This is a genomic window from Erythrobacter sp. QSSC1-22B (genome assembly GCF_001678665.1).
Classification (GTDB): domain Bacteria; phylum Pseudomonadota; class Alphaproteobacteria; order Sphingomonadales; family Sphingomonadaceae; genus Qipengyuania.
The window spans coordinates 249354-266424 of the sequence record NZ_LZRP01000003.1; the positions used below are offsets into that span (position 1 = coordinate 249354).

Consider the following 17071-nt stretch of genomic DNA (forward strand, 5'->3'; position numbering starts at 1 on the left):
AAGATCGGGACATTCTTAGGCGATTATTGGATGTGAGAGTAAATTAAAATGGCAAGCGTTCGCAAGCGGATATGGAAGTCGAGAGGAATCGAAAAATGCGCTTGGGTCGTCGACTGGAAGGATGCTTCTGGTAAAAGGTTGTCTAAGCAATTCGCTCTAAAACGAGACGCGGAAGCTCATCGAAGCTCCGTAAGTCAAAAGACGCGCCGAGGCATACAAACGGGAGGTGTCCGATCGGCAACGATTGCGGACGCAGGTCGCTCGTGGTTATCCAAATGTAAGCTCAATGCTCTGGAGCCGACCACGATCGCTGCTTACGAACAACATGTTCGATTACATATCAATCCGATCTGCGGTGGACAAAGGATCGGTTCGGTTACGAGAGTTGATGCCGAACTTATCGGTGACGATCTCATCGCAAAACTTAGCCCTGCCATGACTAAAAGGGTTTTACGCTCCCTTAGGGCAATTGGAGCCGAGGCTGAGCGTATCGGACTCACTGGCGGGAACGTGTTCGTCAAAGTCCAAGCGAAGCGTGGACAGCGACGTAACCCGAAGGTGGTGATTCCGCTCAGGGGCGAGCTTATGGCAATGCTGCGGCACTCGCCGATGATGGCAGAAATGATGACGCTGCCACTGGTAATGCTGCTTCTGTTTACCGGCATTCGGGCATCAGAAGCGCGCGGCCTTATGTGGCAATCTATCGATTTTCGCGAAGGCACATTGACGGTCGAGCGACGTGCCGACTCGCGCAATGTGATCGGCTATCCAAAATCGAAGTCCGGCTATCGAACAATTCCTCTGCCAATGCGAGTTGTAACGGCTTTGCGCGCCTGGAAGCTCGCGTGCCCAACGACGTCTTTGAATTTGGTTTTCCCGTCCACAAGAGGTTCGCCAGTCTCGCATGCTCGATTGAATGGAAGGATCTTCTACGATCTCCAAATTCATGCTGGCATCTTTGACATAGAGGAAACTGCCAAGGGCATGGAAAAGTGGATCAAGCGCTACTCGTTACATGCCCTCCGCCATGCTGCAGCGTCTCTTTGGATTGAAAAGAGCGTGTCTCCGAAGACCATCCAGACATGGATGGGGCACTCCTCAATCCAGGTCACCTTCGACACTTATGGCCATCTCTTCGAAAAGGCTGAACTGGATGGAAGCGCAGCTGGTGCGATCGAGAAAGAGCTTATCGGCTATCTCGATGCAGCGTGGACGCAGCAAGCAGCCTAAAAAGCCAAACATATCAATAGTGGTTTACGGACTCTGACTCCGTCAATTGAGGTTCGAATCCTCACGGGGCATCCATTTCCACACGGATCTATCGGTCGGGCCCGAGCGATCGCGCCACCCCACTGTCCGGGACGCAGTTTGGGGCATCACGCGGCAGTTCGCGACGATAAGGGCCGCTTACGGCCGTAGGGTTTATTCTCGCGGGGTCATGCGCAGGCCGGGTGTTCTCGGACCGCCGCGCAAGGTTCTGCGCGTGGGGAAAATAAAGTCATGTGAGTCTTGGCGCTTTGGGGTCGGCAGGCCGTTTGGTGTTTGCGGCGCGGAAGGGCTTGGCCCCTCCGCTGCGAATCTTGAACCATTGAAAGACCCCATCCATGCCTACCCGCCCGGAGCCAGTCGTGCCCCTCAACGCCCGCGAAAGCCGGGTGGACGATAGCGAGGCTGCAAGCGGAATCGCAGCCTGCGCGAGGGCTGTGCAATGACCGTCGCCGCGATGACAGTGCCGCAGACTCGCGAAGTCGAGATGCGCGAGCGTTTCGAAGCCTTTATCGAGCGCAGCGAATTCCCCTGCGTCGGCGCGAAATCCACGCTGGCGCGCGGAACCTTGAAGACGCTCTTCGCCAAGAACATGACCAGTGGCTGGGACGATCTGCGGATCCACGATGCGCTGCTCGACTGGGCCCAAAGCTACCGCGACGATCGCAGCTATCTGCGCAGCCTCGCCGTGGTGTTCGAAGGGCCAGTCGATGCGGACGAGAGCGCGTTCGAGGCGCGTTTGTGGGAACGGCTGCAATCGCTCGCCGACAAGGACGACTGGTTTTCCCAGCCCTATGACGCCAGCGTCAGCCCCGACCCCTCCGATCCGCATTTCTCGCTCAGCTTCGGCGGCGAGGCCTTCTTCGTCGTCGGCCTGCACCCCAATGCCTCGCGCCCGGCGCGACGGTTTGCCTATCCGACGCTGGTGTTCAACCTCCACGACCAGTTCGAGCAATTGCGCGAGCAGGGCCGCTACGAGCGGATGCGCGAGGCCATTCTGGCGCGCGACACCAAGCTTGCCGGCTCGGCGAACCCGATGCTTGCCCGCCACGGCGAAACCAGCGAAGCGCGGCAATACAGCGGCCGCGCGGTGGCGCCCGACTGGACCTGCCCCTTCAGCGACAAGCGGAGCCTGCCAAAATGAACCGGCCCCTGATGACCCGAATAGAACCGCGCAGCGGCGTGGCTTTGAAGCTTCCCAAGGGCGAGACGCTGGTGGTGAGCGATCCCGAGGGCGGGCAGGTTTCCGACCTGGTCTGCTACGGCGCGGACGATATCGGCGAGGTCATCTCCAACGGTCGGACCTTCGATTACGAAGAGACCATCGCGCTGACCACCGGCAACCGCTTGTGGTCCAACCGGTCGCGGGTGATGCTGGAGATCGTCGAGGACACGGTGGGGACGCATGATTTCCTGCTCACCCCCTGCAGCGTCGATACCTTTCGCCATTTCTATCCCGACAAGCCCGAGCATCGCGGCTGCTTCGGCAATCTGGAGGCGGCGCTCGCGCCCTATGGTATCGTCGCCGATGCGATCCCGACCGCGTTCAACCTGTTCATGACCGTGCCGGTGGATGGCAAAACCGGGGTGCTCGCGGTGAAGCCGCCGCTGAGCAAGGCTGGCGACCGGATCGTGCTGCGCGCTGCTATGGATCTGATCGTCGGGCTGACCGCCTGTTCTGCCTACGCGTCGAACGGCGGCAGCTTCAAGCCGATCGATTACGCGGTCGAGCCGGCCTGATCCTCCGGGACCCTAGCGTCAGTCGTCCTGGAGCTTGAGCGCGCCGTGGCCGTAGAGATAGCTGCCATCGAAGCGGGCATAGCGTTTGAGCGCGTCCCAATCGTCGGTGTAGAGATCGCCGCGGCGGATCTCGCCGATCCCCAGCTCGCGCAATTTGGCCACCGCGCGATTGGCATGGACCGCGCTGACCCCGCACATATCTGCCAGATCGAGCTGGGTGAAGGGTGTGCGCAGCGCGCGCGGGACCTGGCGACCGATCATGGTGAGCCGCTCGTGCAGCTCGGCGTAGAGATGCGCGATCCGGCGCGGGGCATCGAGTTGTTCGAGCGCCTGGATCCATCTGCGATGGATTGCAGCATCGAGCAGCGTCGCAAACCACATCGCGCGAGCGATATCCGGACGCTCGTTCATCACGGTCTGCAACCGTTCGTGCGGAACGGCACCCAGCCTGACCGATCCTGCGCTGACCAGAGTGTGGTCGAGCCGTTTGAGCGCGAAGCGATGCAGATCGATAAAATCGCCGGGAACGTGAATGCCGACGATGAAGCGGCGCTCGCCGGTCTCGATCGTGCGGAGCACGAACCCTTCGATGAGCAGGTGGCTGTCATCGAGCGAGACACCGCTTTCGACGAGCTGCACATTATCGCCGTGCTCTTCGACACTTTCGATGAGGTCTTCGATATGGGTCAGGGCGTTCTGGCTGAGATGCTCTCGCAGGCGTCCCGCGAGGAATTCTCGGGTGAGAGGATAGGTCATTGCTTCGGTCTTTCTACCCCCGCCAGGTCGCGCTGCGCTTAAGCAAGCGGGTACGGACCGGTCCATTGAGAAATGTTAGTGTCCGAGCATTTTCTGGCGATATCCGGCAACCGTGCCGCACTTGTGCACCTTCCAGGGCTCGGCTTGCCCGCAGCGCCTATGCGGGCGGGCCAGCGATATCGACGACCGACGGCGCGTCGGCATAAAGGTAGCCCGGGTTGAAATCGCCGTATTCCTTCAGCCGCTCGCGGTCGGAAACCATCACGCGGCCGCGGCGGAAATCGGCGATTCCGGTCTTGCGCAGTTCGGCGATGGCGCGATTGACGTGAATCGCGGTAGCACCGCACATGTCGGCCAGATCGATCTGCGTCAAAGGCGTGTCGAAGCCGTCCGTCCGGGCCAGCCCGACCATCTCGAGCCGCTCCCATATCTCCGCGAAGATATGCGCGATCCGGCACGGCGCGGTGAGCTGTTCGAGCTTCATGATCCATCTGCGGTGCATGGCGGCATCGAGCAGCGTGGAAAACCAGAACAGCCGCGCCAGCTCCGGATCGTCGCGCATCACCTGGACGATGGCATCATGTGGGACGTAGCCGACCTTGGCCACGCCGACGCAATCGATGTTGTGATCGAGCCGCTGAAGCGCGAAGCAGTGCAGATCGACAAAATCGCCGGGCACGTGGAAGCTTACCGCATGGCGGCGGTTTTCCGATTCCAGCGTCCGCAGCATGAAGCCTTCGATCAGCATAGTCGAATGCTTGGAGGTCTGCCCGCGGGCGATCACCCGGTGGCCGTGTTCGAGCACCTCGGTTTCGGCCACCAGCGCCTCCATCCGTGAACGCTCGGCTTCGCTCAGTTGGGAGCGCGCGCGCCCGGCGAGGAAACGCCCGGTTTTCGGATATCTCTCGAACTCGTTGAGGTTGTTCATGCGCACATTCTAACCGGTGGATGCGAAACAAGCCAACCGCTTCCGCATCGCCCCGGGATTGGCACACTGCGTCGTAGCGCCCGCGGCTTCGGCACCGCTTGCCGCAAGGCCCGGCTTTGCCTATCGGCACCGCATGACCGACACCCCCAAAACAGAGACCGGCAAGCACGATCGCGCCGCCCGCAATTTCTATCCGGCGGAGGAGGAGGCGCAATTCTCCAAGTCCCAGCCGCATGTCACTCCCCAGACGCTGGATCCGGCGTATGAGCTGGCCTTCCAGGACCGCGACTTCCTGCTGCGCGAGGAATTGCGCCCGGTGCGGTTCCAGCTCGAGCTGCTCAAGCCGGAAATGCTGCTCGACGAGGCAGGGGTCGGTTCGACGCTGGTGATCTACGGTTCGGCGCGCATCCCGCCTCCGCATTCGGTCGAGACCGCGCTCGAGGGCGCGTCCGATCTGCCCGAGCGCGACCGGCGCGTGGTCAAGAACCTCGCTGCCAAGGCGAAATACTATCAGGAGGCCTACGACCTCGCGCGGCTCGCGAGCGAGAAGGCCATCGTCGAGGACGGCAAGCGCCAGTTCGTGGTCTGCTCGGGCGGCGGGCCGTCGATCATGGAGGCAGCCAACAAGGGCGCGCACGATGTCGGCGCGGAGACCATCGGGCTCAACATCGTCCTGCCGCACGAGCAGGCGCCCAACAGCTATGTCACCCCGCACCTCAGTTTCCAGTTCCACTATTTCGCGCTGCGCAAGATGCATTTCCTGCTGCGCGCACGCGCGGTGGCGGTGTTCCCGGGCGGCTTTGGCACCTTCGACGAATTCTTCGAGCTGCTGACGCTGATCCAGACCGGCAAGATGAAGCCGATGCCGATCCTGCTGTTCGGCAAGGAGTTCTGGACCCGGGTGATCGATTTCGAGGCGCTCGCGGACGAGGGGACGATCGGCCATAAGGATCTTGAGCTGTTCCGCTGGTGCGAAACCGCGGACGAGGCCTGGGGTCACATCGCCGATTTCTACAAGTTCGAGGTCTAGTCCAGCCTGCGGACGGCCTGCTGGCCGAGCGGGCCGCTGCCTTCCCCGAACCCGGGCGCAAGCTCGATCGCGCGGTAGGTGAAGCTGCGCGCCAGCTGGATCGCATTGGTGAGCGGCTGGCCGAAGCCGAGCAATGTCGCCAGCGCCGCCGACAGCGTGCAGCCGGTGCCATGCGTGTGCCGCGTGTCGATCCGCGCATGGCCGAAGCTGGCGTATTTGCCCGATGGCGAGGCGATATAGTCGAGCACTTCGGCATCGCTGCGATGCCCGCCCTTGGCGAGCACCTGCACCCCGTGGCGCTTGGCCAGCGCCATCGCCGCTTCCAGGATCGCATCCGGGGTATCGGGATCCAAGCCCGATAGCACTGCAAGTTCGGGGATATTGGGGGTCGCCAACGTGGCGATCGCGAGCATGCGATCGAACGCGGCGATGGTTTCGCCGCTCGCCAGTTCGGCACCGCTGGTGGCGACCATGACCGGGTCGAAGACGATCGGCCCGGCGAAACTGTCGAGCCGCTCGGCCACCGCGTTCGCGACCTCGGGCGAACCCAGCATCCCGATCTTGATGGCATCGGCGCCAATGTCCGAAAGGCAGGAATCGATCTGCGCCAGTACCAGTTCGACCGGCAGCATCTCGACCGCCTGCACGCCGCGCGTGTTCTGCGCGGTTATCGCGGTGATGGCGGTCATCGCATAACCGCCCAGCATGGTGATGGTCTTGATATCGGCCTGGATTCCGGCGCCGCCCGAACTGTCGGAACCGGCGATGGACAGGATGCGGGCGGGCTTGCGGTCCATCTCAGGCGGACCGGTGCTTGCGCTCGGTGCCGGGCGGATATTTCTCCTGCAGCGCATTGGAACGCGTGGGCCGGTCCATCAACTCGCCGCCGCAATTGGGGCAGATGTCATCGAGCGCGTCGGCGCAGCGCGCGCAGAAGCTGCACTCGAAACTGCAGATGAATGCGCCCGGAGCCTCGGCGGGCAGGTCCGCGCCGCAGCGCTCGCAATCGGGGCGCATCTCGAGCATCAGACGGCGGCCCGCACCGAATCGCAGATGCTGTCGACGACGCGTTCGACGAGAGCGGCGTCGTCGCCCTCGGCCATGACGCGGATCAGCGGTTCGGTGCCCGAAGCGCGGATCAGCAGGCGCCCCTTGCCGGCCAGTTCGGCCTCACCGGCGACGATCGCCTGCTTGACGCCCTCCGCCGCGAGCGGGTTGCCGCCATCGAAGCGCACGTTCTTGAGCAGTTGCGGGACCGGATCGAACAGGCGGAGGAGTTCGCTCGCCGGACGGCCCGATCGTACCAGGCTGGAAAGCACGCGCAGCGCGGCCACCGTGCCATCGCCGGTCGTTGCATGATCGAGCAGGATCATGTGCCCCGATTGCTCGCCGCCGATATTGAAGCCGCCCTGTTTCATGCGCTCGAGCACATGGCGGTCGCCCACCCTGGTTCGTTCGAGCGTCAGTCCGATACCCTCGAGATAGCGCTCCAGCCCGAGGTTGGACATGACCGTGGCCACCACTCCGCCGCCCCGCAGCTGTCCCTTTTCCGACATCCGGGTGGCAATCAGCGCCATGATCTGGTCGCCATCGACCGTCTGGCCCTTTTCGTCGATCAGGATCAGCCGGTCGGCATCGCCATCCAGCGCAATGCCGATATCCGCGCCGGTCTCGATGACCTTGGCTTTGAGGGCGTCGAGCGAGGTGGAACCGACGCCGTCGTTGATATTGGTGCCATTGGGCGTGACGCCCAGCGTGACGACCTCGGCACCCAGTTCCCAGATGGCCGATGGCGTGACCTGATAGGCCGCACCATTGGCACAATCGACAACGACCTTGAGGGTGTCGAAACGGACGTCGGCCCCGACCGACTGCTTGACCGCATGGATATAGCGCCCGCGCGCATCCTCGATCCGCCGGGCGCGACCGATATCCTGCGGCTCGGCAAGCTGTGGCTTCTCGTCTAACAGCGCCTCGATCGCCATCTCGTCCTCGTCCGACAGCTTGAACCCGTCGGGACCGAACAGCTTGATGCCATTGTCTTCGTAAGGATTGTGGCTGGCCGAGATCATCACCCCCAGATCGGCGCGCATCTCGTGCGTCAGCATGGCGATAGCGGGGGTGGGCAATGGCCCGGTCATGATCACGTCCACGCCGACGCTGGTGAAGCCCGCAACCAGCGCACTTTCCACCATATAACCCGACAGCCGCGTGTCCTTGCCGATCACCACCCGGTTGCGGTGCGTCCCGCGACGGAAATGCGCCCCGGCGGCCTGACCGATGCGCATCGCAGTCGAGGCGGTCATCTTGTCCGAATTGGTCCGTCCGCGAATCCCGTCCGTCCCGAAAAACTTGCGTGTCATCCTGATTCCATTGTCCGTTTGTGGCCGGTTGTGGGGGCGCTTCTGCCCGCTTGGCGCGCCAATGGGAAGGGCTCACCGGCCCGGCGTATTCTCTGGTGGGAGCGGGCCGAATTTTCCTCTAGCAGTTTGCAACCCATCGCGGCGCCAAGCGTTGCATGGGTGAACCGATCTTTACGAATTCAGAACCAGAGGGAACCACTCATGGCTTTCAAGCTCATCGACCTGCCGTATCCTGACACCGAACTCGAGCCCGCTATTTCGGCCGAGACGCTGTCGTATCACTATGGCAAGCACCACCAGGCCTATATCGACAAGACCAACAAGGCGATCGAAGGCACCGACCACGCCGACAAGTCGTTGGAAGAAGTCGTCGCTACCGCGCGCGGCAGCGACCAGGGCCTGTTCAACAACGCTGCGCAGAGCTGGAACCACGGTTTCTACTGGCATTCGCTGACCGGCGAGGAATCGGCGGCATCGGGCGAGTTAAAGAGCATGATCGAGGCCGCCTTTGGCTCGATCACCGAACTCAAGAGCAAGCTGGCCGAACGCGGCGCCGGCCATTTTGCCAGCGGCTGGGTCTGGGTCGCCGAAAAGGATGGCAAGCTGTCGATCGAGGAAACCCACGATGGCGATACGCTTGCCGACCAGGGCTACAATCCGCTGCTGGTGATCGACCTCTGGGAACACGCCTATTATCTGGACTACCAGAACGCGCGGCCGAAATATCTCGATGCCGTGCTCGACAACAAGCTCAACTGGAGCTTCGCGTCGGAGAATCTGGCGCGCGGCGAATGCTGGAAATACCCCGGCTGACCGCACTATCGTCAAAGGTATCTGGCCCGTTCCATCGAGTTGGTGGAGCGGGCCTTTTCATGTCCGTCGGAGCAGTGCCGGTGCCGGAGCCTGGGCCGGTAGCGGGGCTTGCTAGACCGGCTCGGGGGTCCGCAGGGGATGGTCCCCGGGATGGTCGCCGAGCTTATCATCGAGCCGTTCATCGGACTGGTTCGCCAGGAGATTCTTGGCGAACAGCGGTTCGCCAAAGACGAAGCCAACCAGGTTTGGCCGCCCGATATGTTCGAACAGCGCGGTCAGCGTGAGCAGCAGCGGCACCGAGAGCAGCGCTCCGGGGACTCCCCAGATCCAGGAAAAATAGCTTAGCGCGATCAGGATCATCACCGGGCTCATGGTGAAGCGCGCGCCCAGGATCGAGGGGGTCACCACGTTCGCCTCGATCGTGTGCAGCCCGAGATAGGCCGCCGCGGGTATGAGCCCAAGAAAAACGGTTTCGGTGGTACCGATACCGAACAGCGCCAGCAGGCCGATCATCATCGTCGGGCCAATGTAGGGAATGAAATTGAGCAGCGCGGCAAGCCCGCCCCACATGATCGGCGCCTCGACGCCCAGCGCCCAGGCGCCGATTCCGACGATCACCCCGACGCACAGATTGATCCAGCCGACGGTCAGAATATAGGCCGCGACCCGGTCCTGCACCTCGCGCAGCACCCGCGCCGCCATCACACTGGCACCGAACGAAGCGCGGCCGAGCAGCAGATGCTGGCGCAGCCGAACGCGCGCCTCGACCATGAAGAAGGCCATCAGCAGCATCAGGACGATTTCGATCACCACGCTGGGGGTGGCGAAGGCCATCTCCTGCAGCAGGCTGGGGCTTGCGATCACGACCTTCGGCCCGGTGCCGCGATCCATCAGTTCGGCCAGATCCTCGTTGATCTGTGCGATCCAGCCAAACTGGTTGCGCAGCTCGGCAAAGCGCATGCCGACCGTGTCGACCATTTCCGGCAGGCGTTCGAACAGCGCGAAGGCCGGCTGGAGGATCAGCGCCAGCGCGAGCATCACGATCGCCAGGAACACCAGCAGCGATACGAGCGAGGCGAGCACATTGGGCAAGCCCCAGGTCGCCAGCTTGTCGGCCATCGGCGACAGGATGATCGTGAGCACCACGGCTGCTGTCAGCGGCAGGAACACCACCGATCCGATCGAGAGGACAAAGGGCAGCGCCAGGAACAGGCCCATGCCGATCAGCAGCACCAGCGCCGAAATCAGCCGCAGCTCCTGTTCGGCGAATGCCAGCCGCTGGCTCGAACGCTTGAGCGAGGCGGCGGTCTGCGGTTCGGGCTGCGGTTCGGGTTCGGGTGTGGTCATGCCGGCGCAGGATGGACCGAGCGGCTCGAACCGGCAAGACCCCACTTCAGCTGCACGACCCGGTCAGCTGCGCGATGCGACGCCATTGCCGGCGGCAACATCGTCCAGTTCCTCGAGGATCGCGCGATGGGCGGTGTCGTCGCTGGTGGAGCGGCGCGGGATATCGCCATCGGCGAGCATGGTGTTGAGCGCGGCGCGGGCGCGGCCCACGCGGCTCTTGATCGTCCCCACGGCGCAACCGCAAATATTCGCCGCTTCCTCGTAGGAGAAGCCGCCCGCACCGACCAGCAGCAGCGCCTCGCGTCGCTCGGGAGGAAGCGTCAGCAGCGCGCGGTGCATGTCGGAGAGATGGATCGGCTCTTCCTGCCCCGCTGGTGCGGTCAGGATTCGCTCGGCGACGTTCTCGTCGTATTCGCCGCGGAAGCGATTGCGGCGCATGTCGGTGAGATAGGCGTTGCGCAGGATCACGAAGGTCCAGGCGCGCATCGAGGTGCCAGGCTCGAACCGTTCCTGCGCCGCCCAGGCCTTGAGCAGCGCTTCCTGTACGAGGTCGTCGGCCATGTCGGCACGACCGCACAGTCCGCGCGCAAAGGCGCGCAGATGCGGGACCACATCGGTCAGTTCACGTTTGAATGCGGCCTTTTCGCTGGCCGTCCGTTTCTCAGCCCCCATCAGTCCTTTGCGTCCAGTCTAGAGAGCAGATCCTTGAATTGATCGGGAATGTCCTCTTCCACGACGGAATCGTACAATTGGCGCAGGCCGTTTGCCCACTGCGGTTTGTTCGACTGGCCCGCCCCGGGCTTGCGAGGCTCGCCGGGGCCGCGGTCGTCGCGGGCTTTTCTATCCGAAGTCATAGTCGATCTGGCACGTCCTTATCACAAATCGCGTCCTGCGACGTAACGCGGTTTGTTCGATCCCTTGGGTTAGCAGGGAACGAAGCCCCCCGATTTTGGTTCCCCCACACACAGACCGGCTGCATATGGCGTGGGTTTCCTACAGCCGTTCCGGCCAAGTAATCAACTCTCGGGGGACGAAATCCTGTCTCAAAAGGCCAGCTTGCTCAGTTCCGGACCGCGACGCTGGCTCGTCACCTATCCGCGTGCGATCCCGCTGGCGATCTTCTTGCTCGTCATCGGGGTTACCGTTTTGAGCGTCTTTGCCATCGAGCGCGGCGAGGAGCAGCGCGCGCAGGTGATGATGAACCGCACCGGCATCGCGATGGCGTCGGCGCTGGAACGGCGGGCATCGGTGAATGCCTCGTATCTGCGGGCGGGCGCGGCACTGTTTTCCACCGTCGGGCGCGTCGACATGACGACTTTTGGCCGGTTCGTAGCTGAGCTGCGGCTCGATGCCGATTACCGCGGGGCGGAAGGCTATGGCTGGGCGCCGGTGCTGACTGCCGGTCAGGTGGCCGAGTTCGAAAGAGATCTGGGCCGTTACCGCGTCGCGGATATGGAGGTGCAGCCCTCGCTCGCTGACGAACCGCGCGACACTCTGGTGCCGATCGCGCTGCTGCAGCCCGACACCGCTCGCAACCGCCGCGCGATCGGTTTCGATATGTATTCCGAACCCACCCGGCGCGCAGCAATGGACGAGGCCGAGCGCACCATGCGACCCACCGCCAGCGGACGCGTGGTGCTCGTCCAGGAAGGGCAGGGCTCGGCCCCCGGGTTCCTGATCTTCATGCCTGTGTTCGAAACCGTCGCGGGCGAGCGACGGCTCAAGGGTTTCATCATGAGCCCGTTCAATGCGCAGGATTTTCTCGCCTCGGCCGCGGAGCTGGTCGATCGCAATGGCCTTGGTGTCCGGCTTTACGACGGCGATCCGGCCGAGGCCGCCCTGCTCGGCAGCCTGAGTGGCGAGGAGCTCAGCGGGGAGACGCTGCAGCAGACGGTAAGGGTCGCCAATCGCGACATGACGCTGGTCATCCAGGCGGTGGGTGGCAGCGTGCTGTCGGCGATGGCGCTGATCACATTCCTGTTCGGCCTCGCGGTGGCCAGCCTGCTGATGATCGTGTCGCGTCTGCTGACCCAGCAGGCGCTGGAGGACCAGCGCTCGCTAAACTGGTTCGCCGAGCAGAACTCGATCCGCAACTCGCTCACCCGCGAGCTCAACCACCGGGTCAAGAACACGCTCGCCAACGTGCTCTCGATCGTGGCGCTGACGCGTCGCCGCTCCGACAATGTCGAGGAATTCGCCGACGGGCTCGATGGCCGCATCCGCGCCCTGTCGGCCACCCACGACCTGCTGACCAAATCCGAATGGGGCACCACCCCGATCGCGGCAGTGGTCGGGGCCGAGCTGGCGCCTTATGCGCATGACGATTCCCACCGGGTAATGAGCGAAGGGCCGATGGTGGAACTGGCGCCCAACGACGCGCTGTCGCTGGGCCTTGCGCTGCACGAGCTGGCGACCAATGCCACCAAATATGGTTCGCTCAGCACCGAGGGCGGGGTGGTTTCGGTTACCTGGGAGATGGTCGCCGACAATCTCGTGCGGCTGCACTGGATCGAGAGCGGCGGTCCGCCGGTCCCGCAGCAGCGCCAGCGCGGGTTCGGCACCGATCTGATCGAGAAGATCGTCGCACATGAACTGCGCCATCCGGTCGAGCTGGAGTTCGCGCCCGCGGGCGTCCGCTGCATCCTGCTGGTGCCGGTGCGCGAACGCAGCGCCTTCGAGATCCGCGCCAAGCGCCAGACACCGGACAACGGCTGAGGACATCGGGAGTCGGGCACGGCGCGCGCGCTCGTGTGGGCCGCAGAAGTCGGACCCGCGCCGAAGCGAATTCGGCAGACTTGGGAAAATCCAGATTTAGGAAAATCTGGATTCAAGAAAAAACAACGGGCGGAAAGAAAAATGGCGGCCCCGAGGGACCGCCATTCAACTTGGTATGGTCGATGCGGCTTGCGCTCAGGCGAGCGGCCGGCTCGAGCCGAAGAACAGCGCCTGGCTGATCGCGGCGCGAACCGTCTGCTCCTGGAACGGCTTGGTGACCAGATAGGTCGGCTCGGGCCGATCGCCGGTCAGCAGGCGTTCGGGGTAGGCGGTGATAAAGATCACCGGAACCGTGTCGATCGCCAGAATGTCATCCACCGCGTCGAGACCCGAAGAGCCGTCGGCGAGCTGGATATCGGCGAGGACCAGACCGGGGGTCTTCTCGGCCACCACTTCCTGCGCCTGCGTCCGCGTTGCTGCGGTGCCGCAGATCTCGTGGCCGAGCGATTTGACCAGGTCTTCGAGCTGCATCGAAATCAGCGGCTCGTCCTCGATGATCAGCACGCTGGTCGAGGTCTCGCGGTCGATTTCGGCGACCGCTTCCTGCACCAGCTTCTCGATCTCGTCGGGTTCGACCTCCATGATCTCGGATGCCTGATCGACCGAGAAATCCTCCAGCGTGGTCAGCAACAGCGCCTGGCGGTTCATCGGCGTGATCGCCTTGAGCCTGCCGCTGGCGGCCTGCTCATGAGCGCCGGATGCGCTTTCGGGTTCGGGCGTCTCAAGATAGGCGCTCGCCCAGACCTTGTTGAAGGCGCGATAGAGCGGCACCCGACCGCCATCCAGCGACCGCTTGAGGTCTTCGTCGGCCAGCGCTGCCTCGAGCGTCGCCCGGACGAAGGCATCGCCCGTCGCCTGGGACCCGGTCAAGGCACGCGCGTAACGGCGTAAATACGGCAAATTCTTCGCAATCTGATCACCAAGCGACATAAAGTCCCCTTCCAAGGTTAGCGCGCCTAGAACGCAGGCCAAATGGGATGGTTCCGCCCGAGCGGCGGCCATCCCCGGCGAATTGACATTCTTTCTGCCACTGCCAATGGTCGATGAAAGATGTCGGGGCAATGGACGAATGATAGCAGTCGACAATCCGTTACCCTGTCAGACCTGCCCGCTCCAGAACTGTCCCGGCCTGCGGCCGCTCGAACAGCGGCAACTGGACTATATGCAAAGCTTCAAGCGCGGAGAAGTGAGGGTCGAGCGCCTCGGGGCGGTCGTCCGGCAGGGCGAAGCGTCGCATCATCTCTATACCGTTCTGGAGGGGGTGTTGATGCGCTATCGGGAGCTGGATGACGGCCGCCGCCAGATCGTCAATTTCATGTTTCCGGGCGATTTGGTCGGCCTGCAGGGCGCCTTCGACGAAGCCCCCCAGCATTCGGTCGAGGCGCTGCTGCCCGCCAGACTATGCGTGTTCGGGCAGGGCGGCTTTGCCGAGCTGATCGGTACGCATCCCGGCCTGGGCTACGACCTGACCTGGCTTGCCGCGAAAGAAGAGACCGCGCTCGAGGAGCATATCGTCGCGCTCGGTCGGCGCTCGGCGAAAGAACGTGTCACCTATCTCGCCGTGTGGCTGCTCGACCGCGCGATCGGGGTCGGAATGGTCGACGCGGACAACCGTCTGGCGCTGCCGATCAAGCAGGCGCAGATCGCCGACATGCTCGGGCTGTCGCTAGTGCATACCAACCGCACGATCAAATCCCTGGCGCGCGACGGCTTGGTCGATTGGAAGCCGGGCGAAATTTGCGTGGGCGATCTCGATGCAGCGAGCGAATATGCGCAATTCGACCGCCGGGCCGATCAAGTCCGACCGTTTATCTAGTCACAGTAGCTGGGATTAGCCGCAGAATTTGGACGGAGTATTTGGCCGTAATATCAGGCCGCAGCGATACGGTGGTCTCGCGTTCGGTAACCCCGCGAAATAATTTTCACACAGGTCGGGAACCTAGCTCAAGTTCGACCATTTGTCTAATGTCACCGCCGAGACCCCCCTCCCGTCCAAGCGGCTGGTGACACGATCCCGAAGGCCTTCGCTCGAAAAGAGCGGAGGCCTTTTTTCGGGCCGGCGCCTTTCTCACGAAGCTTCATAAGCGTGTTTTGAGAGGCGGCGGATTTTTTAGGGGGCAGGCTTTAAAACGGGCAATCGCGCACACCTTTGCAGGGTGCATCGATTGGCCCCGCGATGTCCAGTAAAAGGGAATCAGGTCAGCGCGCTGCGCAATCGCGAGATGATCCCGCGCCGCTTGGGTTCGCGCAGCACATCGACCAGCGTTTGCGGATCGTAGGGTTTTTCCAGGACGCAGCCCAAATCGGCGATTTCCGGCGGGATATCCCGCGGAGCGCCAGTCGAAAACACGATCCGTGGGCTGTTCGGTCCAAGCGAACGCACCAGCTCGGCGATGGTCCAGCCATCGTCGCGGTCGGCGAGATGGACGTCGAGAACGATCGCGTCGGGCCGGTTCTCGCGCAGCGCGACCAGCGCCATTTCGGTAGTCGAACACATTTCGATATCGACGATGCCGGCGTCGCGCAGCGTCATCTCGATGGTCACTGCCAGGATCGCATCGTCTTCCACGATCAACACCCGCCCCGGCAGCACGCCCTCGGCGCTTGGAGCGCAGGTCCCGTTCGTGTGTGGCGTAAGTGTCATCCAGCCCCAACCCATCCGGGCAGGCAGGGCCCGGTTCGGTGTGGAAACCTATCGGAAGGGGGCATGGTTCCCGCAGGCGGATTTCTCCCGGTCAGGCGTGGCGTTCGGGCCACATCCCGCGAGCACGCGTTCAGAGAGTCTTCTCCAGAACCGCGTATTCGCGATTGACCTTGGCACCGATCGTCTCGGCGATGGCGACCATGCCCTTGTTGTCGTCGAGCACCCAGCCGATCTCGCCACGTTCGGTATCCCAGTTTTCGGCGGCATTGTGCCGGATCTGGCTGATCATCATGAAGGCCAGCTGGCTCGCCAGCCGCGAATTGTGCAGCGATCTGCGCACCCCCATCAGCGGCACCCGCATCCCGGAACCCCTCGGATTGCGCGCCCAGCGCAGCAGTCGCAGCCAGCCGAAGGGGAACAGCTTGCCACCTGTCTTGCGCAGCACGTCGTTCACATCGGGGAAGGTCAACATAAAGGCCACCGGTTCGCCATCCAGTTCGGCGATCATGTTGATCTCCTCATGGATCAACGGGCGCAGTTTCTTGCCAGCGTAGACGGTTTCGCGATCGGTAAAGGGCACGAAGCCCCAATTGTCCGACCAGGCATCGTTGAGGATCTCCAGCACGATGCGGACCTCGCGTTCCCACTGCGCCTTGTCGACATAGCGCACGGTGATCCGCTCGTTGCGCTCGCCCGAGGCGACGATCCGGCGGATCAGTGGCGGGAATTCCTTCTGCACGTCGAGTTCGTAGGTGCGCAGCAGCTTGGCTGTGGTGTAACCCGCACTTTCGATCCAGCTGCGGTAATGGTCCGGATGGTGCCCCATCATGATCATCGGCGCGTGATCATGGCCTTTGACCAGCAGCCCGGGTTCTTCCCAGACCGACATCGAGATCGGTCCCAGAACCCTGGTCATGCCCTGTCCGCGCAGCCAGTCTTCGGCCGCGGCGAGCAGGGCGTGCGCCGCCTGCTCGTCGGCAGCATCAAAATAGCCGAACATGCCCGTTCCCGGCCCCATGCCCTGTTCGGGGGGCAGTTCGAGCGCGAGCTCGTCGATATGCCCGGAGATGCGGCCCACCGCCACGCCATCGCGTTCGGCGATGAACAATTGCGCGCGGGCATGGCCGAAGAAAGGGTTGCGGTCGGGATCGATCAGTTCGAGCTGTTCGGAGCGCAATTGCGGGACGCTGTGCGGTACACCCTTGGCAAAGCGGCGCCCCAGATCGACGAATTCGGCGCGTCCGTGCTTGCCCGCGACCGGTCGGATACCTATTTCGCCTGCTACCACCTGCGATCCCTCGTTCAGCCTGGGTTCGCCACTGCGGTGGCAGACGAGCTTTTGTCAAGCGAACCCGCGCGCCCTGTTTTACGCGGACAAAATGCGGTAAGCTCCGCGTCGGATAGGCCGA

Annotated in this window: 18 protein-coding genes; 7 read left to right on the forward strand and 11 right to left on the reverse strand. The window is 63.1% G+C overall.

What is annotated here, in order from left to right:
* The first annotated feature begins 48 nt into the window (after window positions 1–48).
* The 3 genes from A9995_RS07130 (at window position 49) to A9995_RS07140 (ending at window position 3006) form a co-directional block, all read left to right on the forward strand.
* Window positions 49–1230, forward strand: a complete 1182-nt coding sequence (locus tag A9995_RS07130) for a site-specific integrase (RefSeq protein WP_067610777.1) — start codon at window positions 49–51, stop codon at window positions 1228–1230.
* A gap of 478 nt (window positions 1231–1708) precedes the next feature.
* Complete coding sequence (gene gntA / locus A9995_RS07135) at window positions 1709–2410, forward strand: guanitoxin biosynthesis heme-dependent pre-guanitoxin N-hydroxylase GntA (protein WP_145916850.1); 702 nt, start codon at window positions 1709–1711, stop codon at window positions 2408–2410.
* Entirely contained in the window at window positions 2407–3006 is a 600-nt protein-coding gene (locus tag A9995_RS07140) for a DUF1989 domain-containing protein (RefSeq protein WP_067610779.1), read from the forward strand. The genes gntA and A9995_RS07140 overlap by 4 nt, the downstream gene beginning before the upstream one ends.
* Window positions 3007–3024: 18 nt before the next feature.
* On the opposite strand, the gene A9995_RS07145 is transcribed toward A9995_RS07140, so the two are convergent.
* Both A9995_RS07145 and A9995_RS07150 read right to left on the reverse strand, forming a co-directional pair.
* On the reverse strand, window positions 3025–3762 hold the full coding sequence (locus A9995_RS07145) for a Crp/Fnr family transcriptional regulator (protein ID WP_067610781.1): 738 nt from the start codon (window positions 3760–3762) through the stop codon (window positions 3025–3027).
* 157 nt (window positions 3763–3919) lie between these two features.
* Window positions 3920–4690, reverse strand: coding sequence for a Crp/Fnr family transcriptional regulator (locus tag A9995_RS07150; protein ID WP_067610782.1), 771 nt, complete (start codon window positions 4688–4690; stop codon window positions 3920–3922).
* Window positions 4691–4823: 133 nt separating this feature from the next.
* Here A9995_RS07150 and A9995_RS07155 point away from each other — a divergent pair, with 133 nt between their 5' ends.
* Window positions 4824–5720 (forward strand): LOG family protein, encoded by an 897-nt coding sequence (locus tag A9995_RS07155; RefSeq protein ID WP_067610784.1) that lies wholly within the window; start codon window positions 4824–4826, stop codon window positions 5718–5720.
* Here the strand turns inward: A9995_RS07155 and thiD are convergent.
* From thiD to glmM, 3 genes are read right to left on the reverse strand one after another with little or no spacing between them, the layout of a single operon-like run.
* Window positions 5717–6517 carry a bifunctional hydroxymethylpyrimidine kinase/phosphomethylpyrimidine kinase gene (thiD, locus tag A9995_RS07160; protein WP_067610785.1) on the reverse strand — a complete coding sequence of 267 codons (801 nt, stop codon included), beginning with the start codon at window positions 6515–6517 and terminating at the stop codon, window positions 5717–5719. The two genes, A9995_RS07155 and thiD, sit on opposite strands and share 4 nt — an antisense overlap.
* Before the next feature lies 1 nt (window position 6518).
* Window positions 6519–6746 carry a DUF1272 domain-containing protein gene (locus tag A9995_RS07165; protein WP_067610787.1) on the reverse strand — a complete coding sequence of 76 codons (228 nt, stop codon included), beginning with the start codon at window positions 6744–6746 and terminating at the stop codon, window positions 6519–6521.
* Window positions 6746–8083, reverse strand: a complete 1338-nt coding sequence (gene glmM / locus A9995_RS07170) for a phosphoglucosamine mutase (protein WP_067610788.1) — start codon at window positions 8081–8083, stop codon at window positions 6746–6748. The genes A9995_RS07165 and glmM overlap by 1 nt, the downstream gene beginning before the upstream one ends.
* A 201-nt stretch (window positions 8084–8284) precedes the next feature.
* On the opposite strand from glmM, the gene A9995_RS07175 reads away from it, so the two are divergent.
* On the forward strand, window positions 8285–8896 hold the full coding sequence (locus tag A9995_RS07175; protein ID WP_067610790.1) for a superoxide dismutase: 612 nt from the start codon (window positions 8285–8287) through the stop codon (window positions 8894–8896).
* A gap of 111 nt (window positions 8897–9007) precedes the next feature.
* Here the strand turns inward: A9995_RS07175 and A9995_RS07180 are convergent, their stop codons facing one another.
* The 3 genes from A9995_RS07180 to A9995_RS07190 form a co-directional block, all read right to left on the reverse strand.
* Window positions 9008–10243 carry an AI-2E family transporter gene (locus A9995_RS07180; protein WP_082992549.1) on the reverse strand — a complete coding sequence of 412 codons (1236 nt, stop codon included), beginning with the start codon at window positions 10241–10243 and terminating at the stop codon, window positions 9008–9010.
* 63 nt (window positions 10244–10306) lie between these two features.
* On the reverse strand, window positions 10307–10915 hold the full coding sequence (locus tag A9995_RS07185; protein ID WP_067610792.1) for a sigma-70 family RNA polymerase sigma factor: 609 nt from the start codon (window positions 10913–10915) through the stop codon (window positions 10307–10309).
* Window positions 10915–11097 (reverse strand): NepR family anti-sigma factor, encoded by a 183-nt coding sequence (locus tag A9995_RS07190; protein ID WP_067610794.1) that lies wholly within the window; start codon window positions 11095–11097, stop codon window positions 10915–10917. The genes A9995_RS07185 and A9995_RS07190 overlap by 1 nt, the downstream gene beginning before the upstream one ends.
* A 202-nt stretch (window positions 11098–11299) precedes the next feature.
* Between A9995_RS07190 and A9995_RS07195 the strand changes: the two genes are divergently transcribed.
* Window positions 11300–12958: a CHASE domain-containing protein gene (locus A9995_RS07195; protein ID WP_067610795.1), complete on the forward strand. Its 1659-nt coding sequence runs from the start codon at window positions 11300–11302 to the stop codon at window positions 12956–12958.
* A gap of 195 nt (window positions 12959–13153) precedes the next feature.
* Here A9995_RS07195 and A9995_RS07200 read toward each other — a convergent pair whose 3' ends face one another.
* The gene (locus tag A9995_RS07200; protein WP_067610797.1) at window positions 13154–13948 is read right to left on the reverse strand and encodes a response regulator; all 795 of its coding nucleotides are present in this window, start codon (window positions 13946–13948) and stop codon (window positions 13154–13156) included.
* A 139-nt stretch (window positions 13949–14087) separates the two neighbouring features.
* On the opposite strand from A9995_RS07200, the gene A9995_RS07205 reads away from it, so the two are divergent.
* Window positions 14088–14834, forward strand: a complete 747-nt coding sequence (locus A9995_RS07205) for a Crp/Fnr family transcriptional regulator (RefSeq protein ID WP_067610798.1) — start codon at window positions 14088–14090, stop codon at window positions 14832–14834.
* Window positions 14835–15212: 378 nt separating this feature from the next.
* Here the strand turns inward: A9995_RS07205 and A9995_RS07210 are convergent, their stop codons facing one another.
* Both A9995_RS07210 and A9995_RS07215 read right to left on the reverse strand, forming a co-directional pair.
* Complete coding sequence (locus tag A9995_RS07210) at window positions 15213–15662, reverse strand: response regulator (RefSeq protein WP_067611048.1); 450 nt, start codon at window positions 15660–15662, stop codon at window positions 15213–15215.
* 130 nt (window positions 15663–15792) lie between these two features.
* Window positions 15793–16950 (reverse strand): hypothetical protein, encoded by a 1158-nt coding sequence (locus A9995_RS07215; RefSeq protein ID WP_067610800.1) that lies wholly within the window; start codon window positions 16948–16950, stop codon window positions 15793–15795.
* Window positions 16951–17071: the final 121 nt, after the last annotated feature.

Coding starts and splice junctions, on each gene's coding strand:
- A9995_RS07210 (WP_067611048.1), bottom strand. CDS start 15,662: ATGACACTTACGCCACACACGAACGGGACCTGCGCTCCAAGCGCCGAG.
- A9995_RS07205 (WP_067610798.1), top strand. CDS start 14,088: ATGATAGCAGTCGACAATCCGTTACCCTGTCAGACCTGCCCGCTCCAG.
- gntA (WP_145916850.1), top strand. CDS start 1,709: ATGACCGTCGCCGCGATGACAGTGCCGCAGACTCGCGAAGTCGAGATG.
- A9995_RS07200 (WP_067610797.1), bottom strand. CDS start 13,948: ATGTCGCTTGGTGATCAGATTGCGAAGAATTTGCCGTATTTACGCCGT.
- A9995_RS07155 (WP_067610784.1), top strand. CDS start 4,824: ATGACCGACACCCCCAAAACAGAGACCGGCAAGCACGATCGCGCCGCC.
- glmM (WP_067610788.1), bottom strand. CDS start 8,083: ATGACACGCAAGTTTTTCGGGACGGACGGGATTCGCGGACGGACCAAT.
- A9995_RS07185 (WP_067610792.1), bottom strand. CDS start 10,915: ATGGGGGCTGAGAAACGGACGGCCAGCGAAAAGGCCGCATTCAAACGT.
- A9995_RS07130 (WP_067610777.1), top strand. CDS start 49: ATGGCAAGCGTTCGCAAGCGGATATGGAAGTCGAGAGGAATCGAAAAA.
- A9995_RS07140 (WP_067610779.1), top strand. CDS start 2,407: ATGAACCGGCCCCTGATGACCCGAATAGAACCGCGCAGCGGCGTGGCT.
- A9995_RS07190 (WP_067610794.1), bottom strand. CDS start 11,097: ATGACTTCGGATAGAAAAGCCCGCGACGACCGCGGCCCCGGCGAGCCT.
- A9995_RS07165 (WP_067610787.1), bottom strand. CDS start 6,746: ATGCTCGAGATGCGCCCCGATTGCGAGCGCTGCGGCGCGGACCTGCCC.
- A9995_RS07180 (WP_082992549.1), bottom strand. CDS start 10,243: ATGACCACACCCGAACCCGAACCGCAGCCCGAACCGCAGACCGCCGCC.
- A9995_RS07175 (WP_067610790.1), top strand. CDS start 8,285: ATGGCTTTCAAGCTCATCGACCTGCCGTATCCTGACACCGAACTCGAG.
- A9995_RS07150 (WP_067610782.1), bottom strand. CDS start 4,690: ATGAACAACCTCAACGAGTTCGAGAGATATCCGAAAACCGGGCGTTTC.
- thiD (WP_067610785.1), bottom strand. CDS start 6,517: ATGGACCGCAAGCCCGCCCGCATCCTGTCCATCGCCGGTTCCGACAGT.
- A9995_RS07145 (WP_067610781.1), bottom strand. CDS start 3,762: ATGACCTATCCTCTCACCCGAGAATTCCTCGCGGGACGCCTGCGAGAG.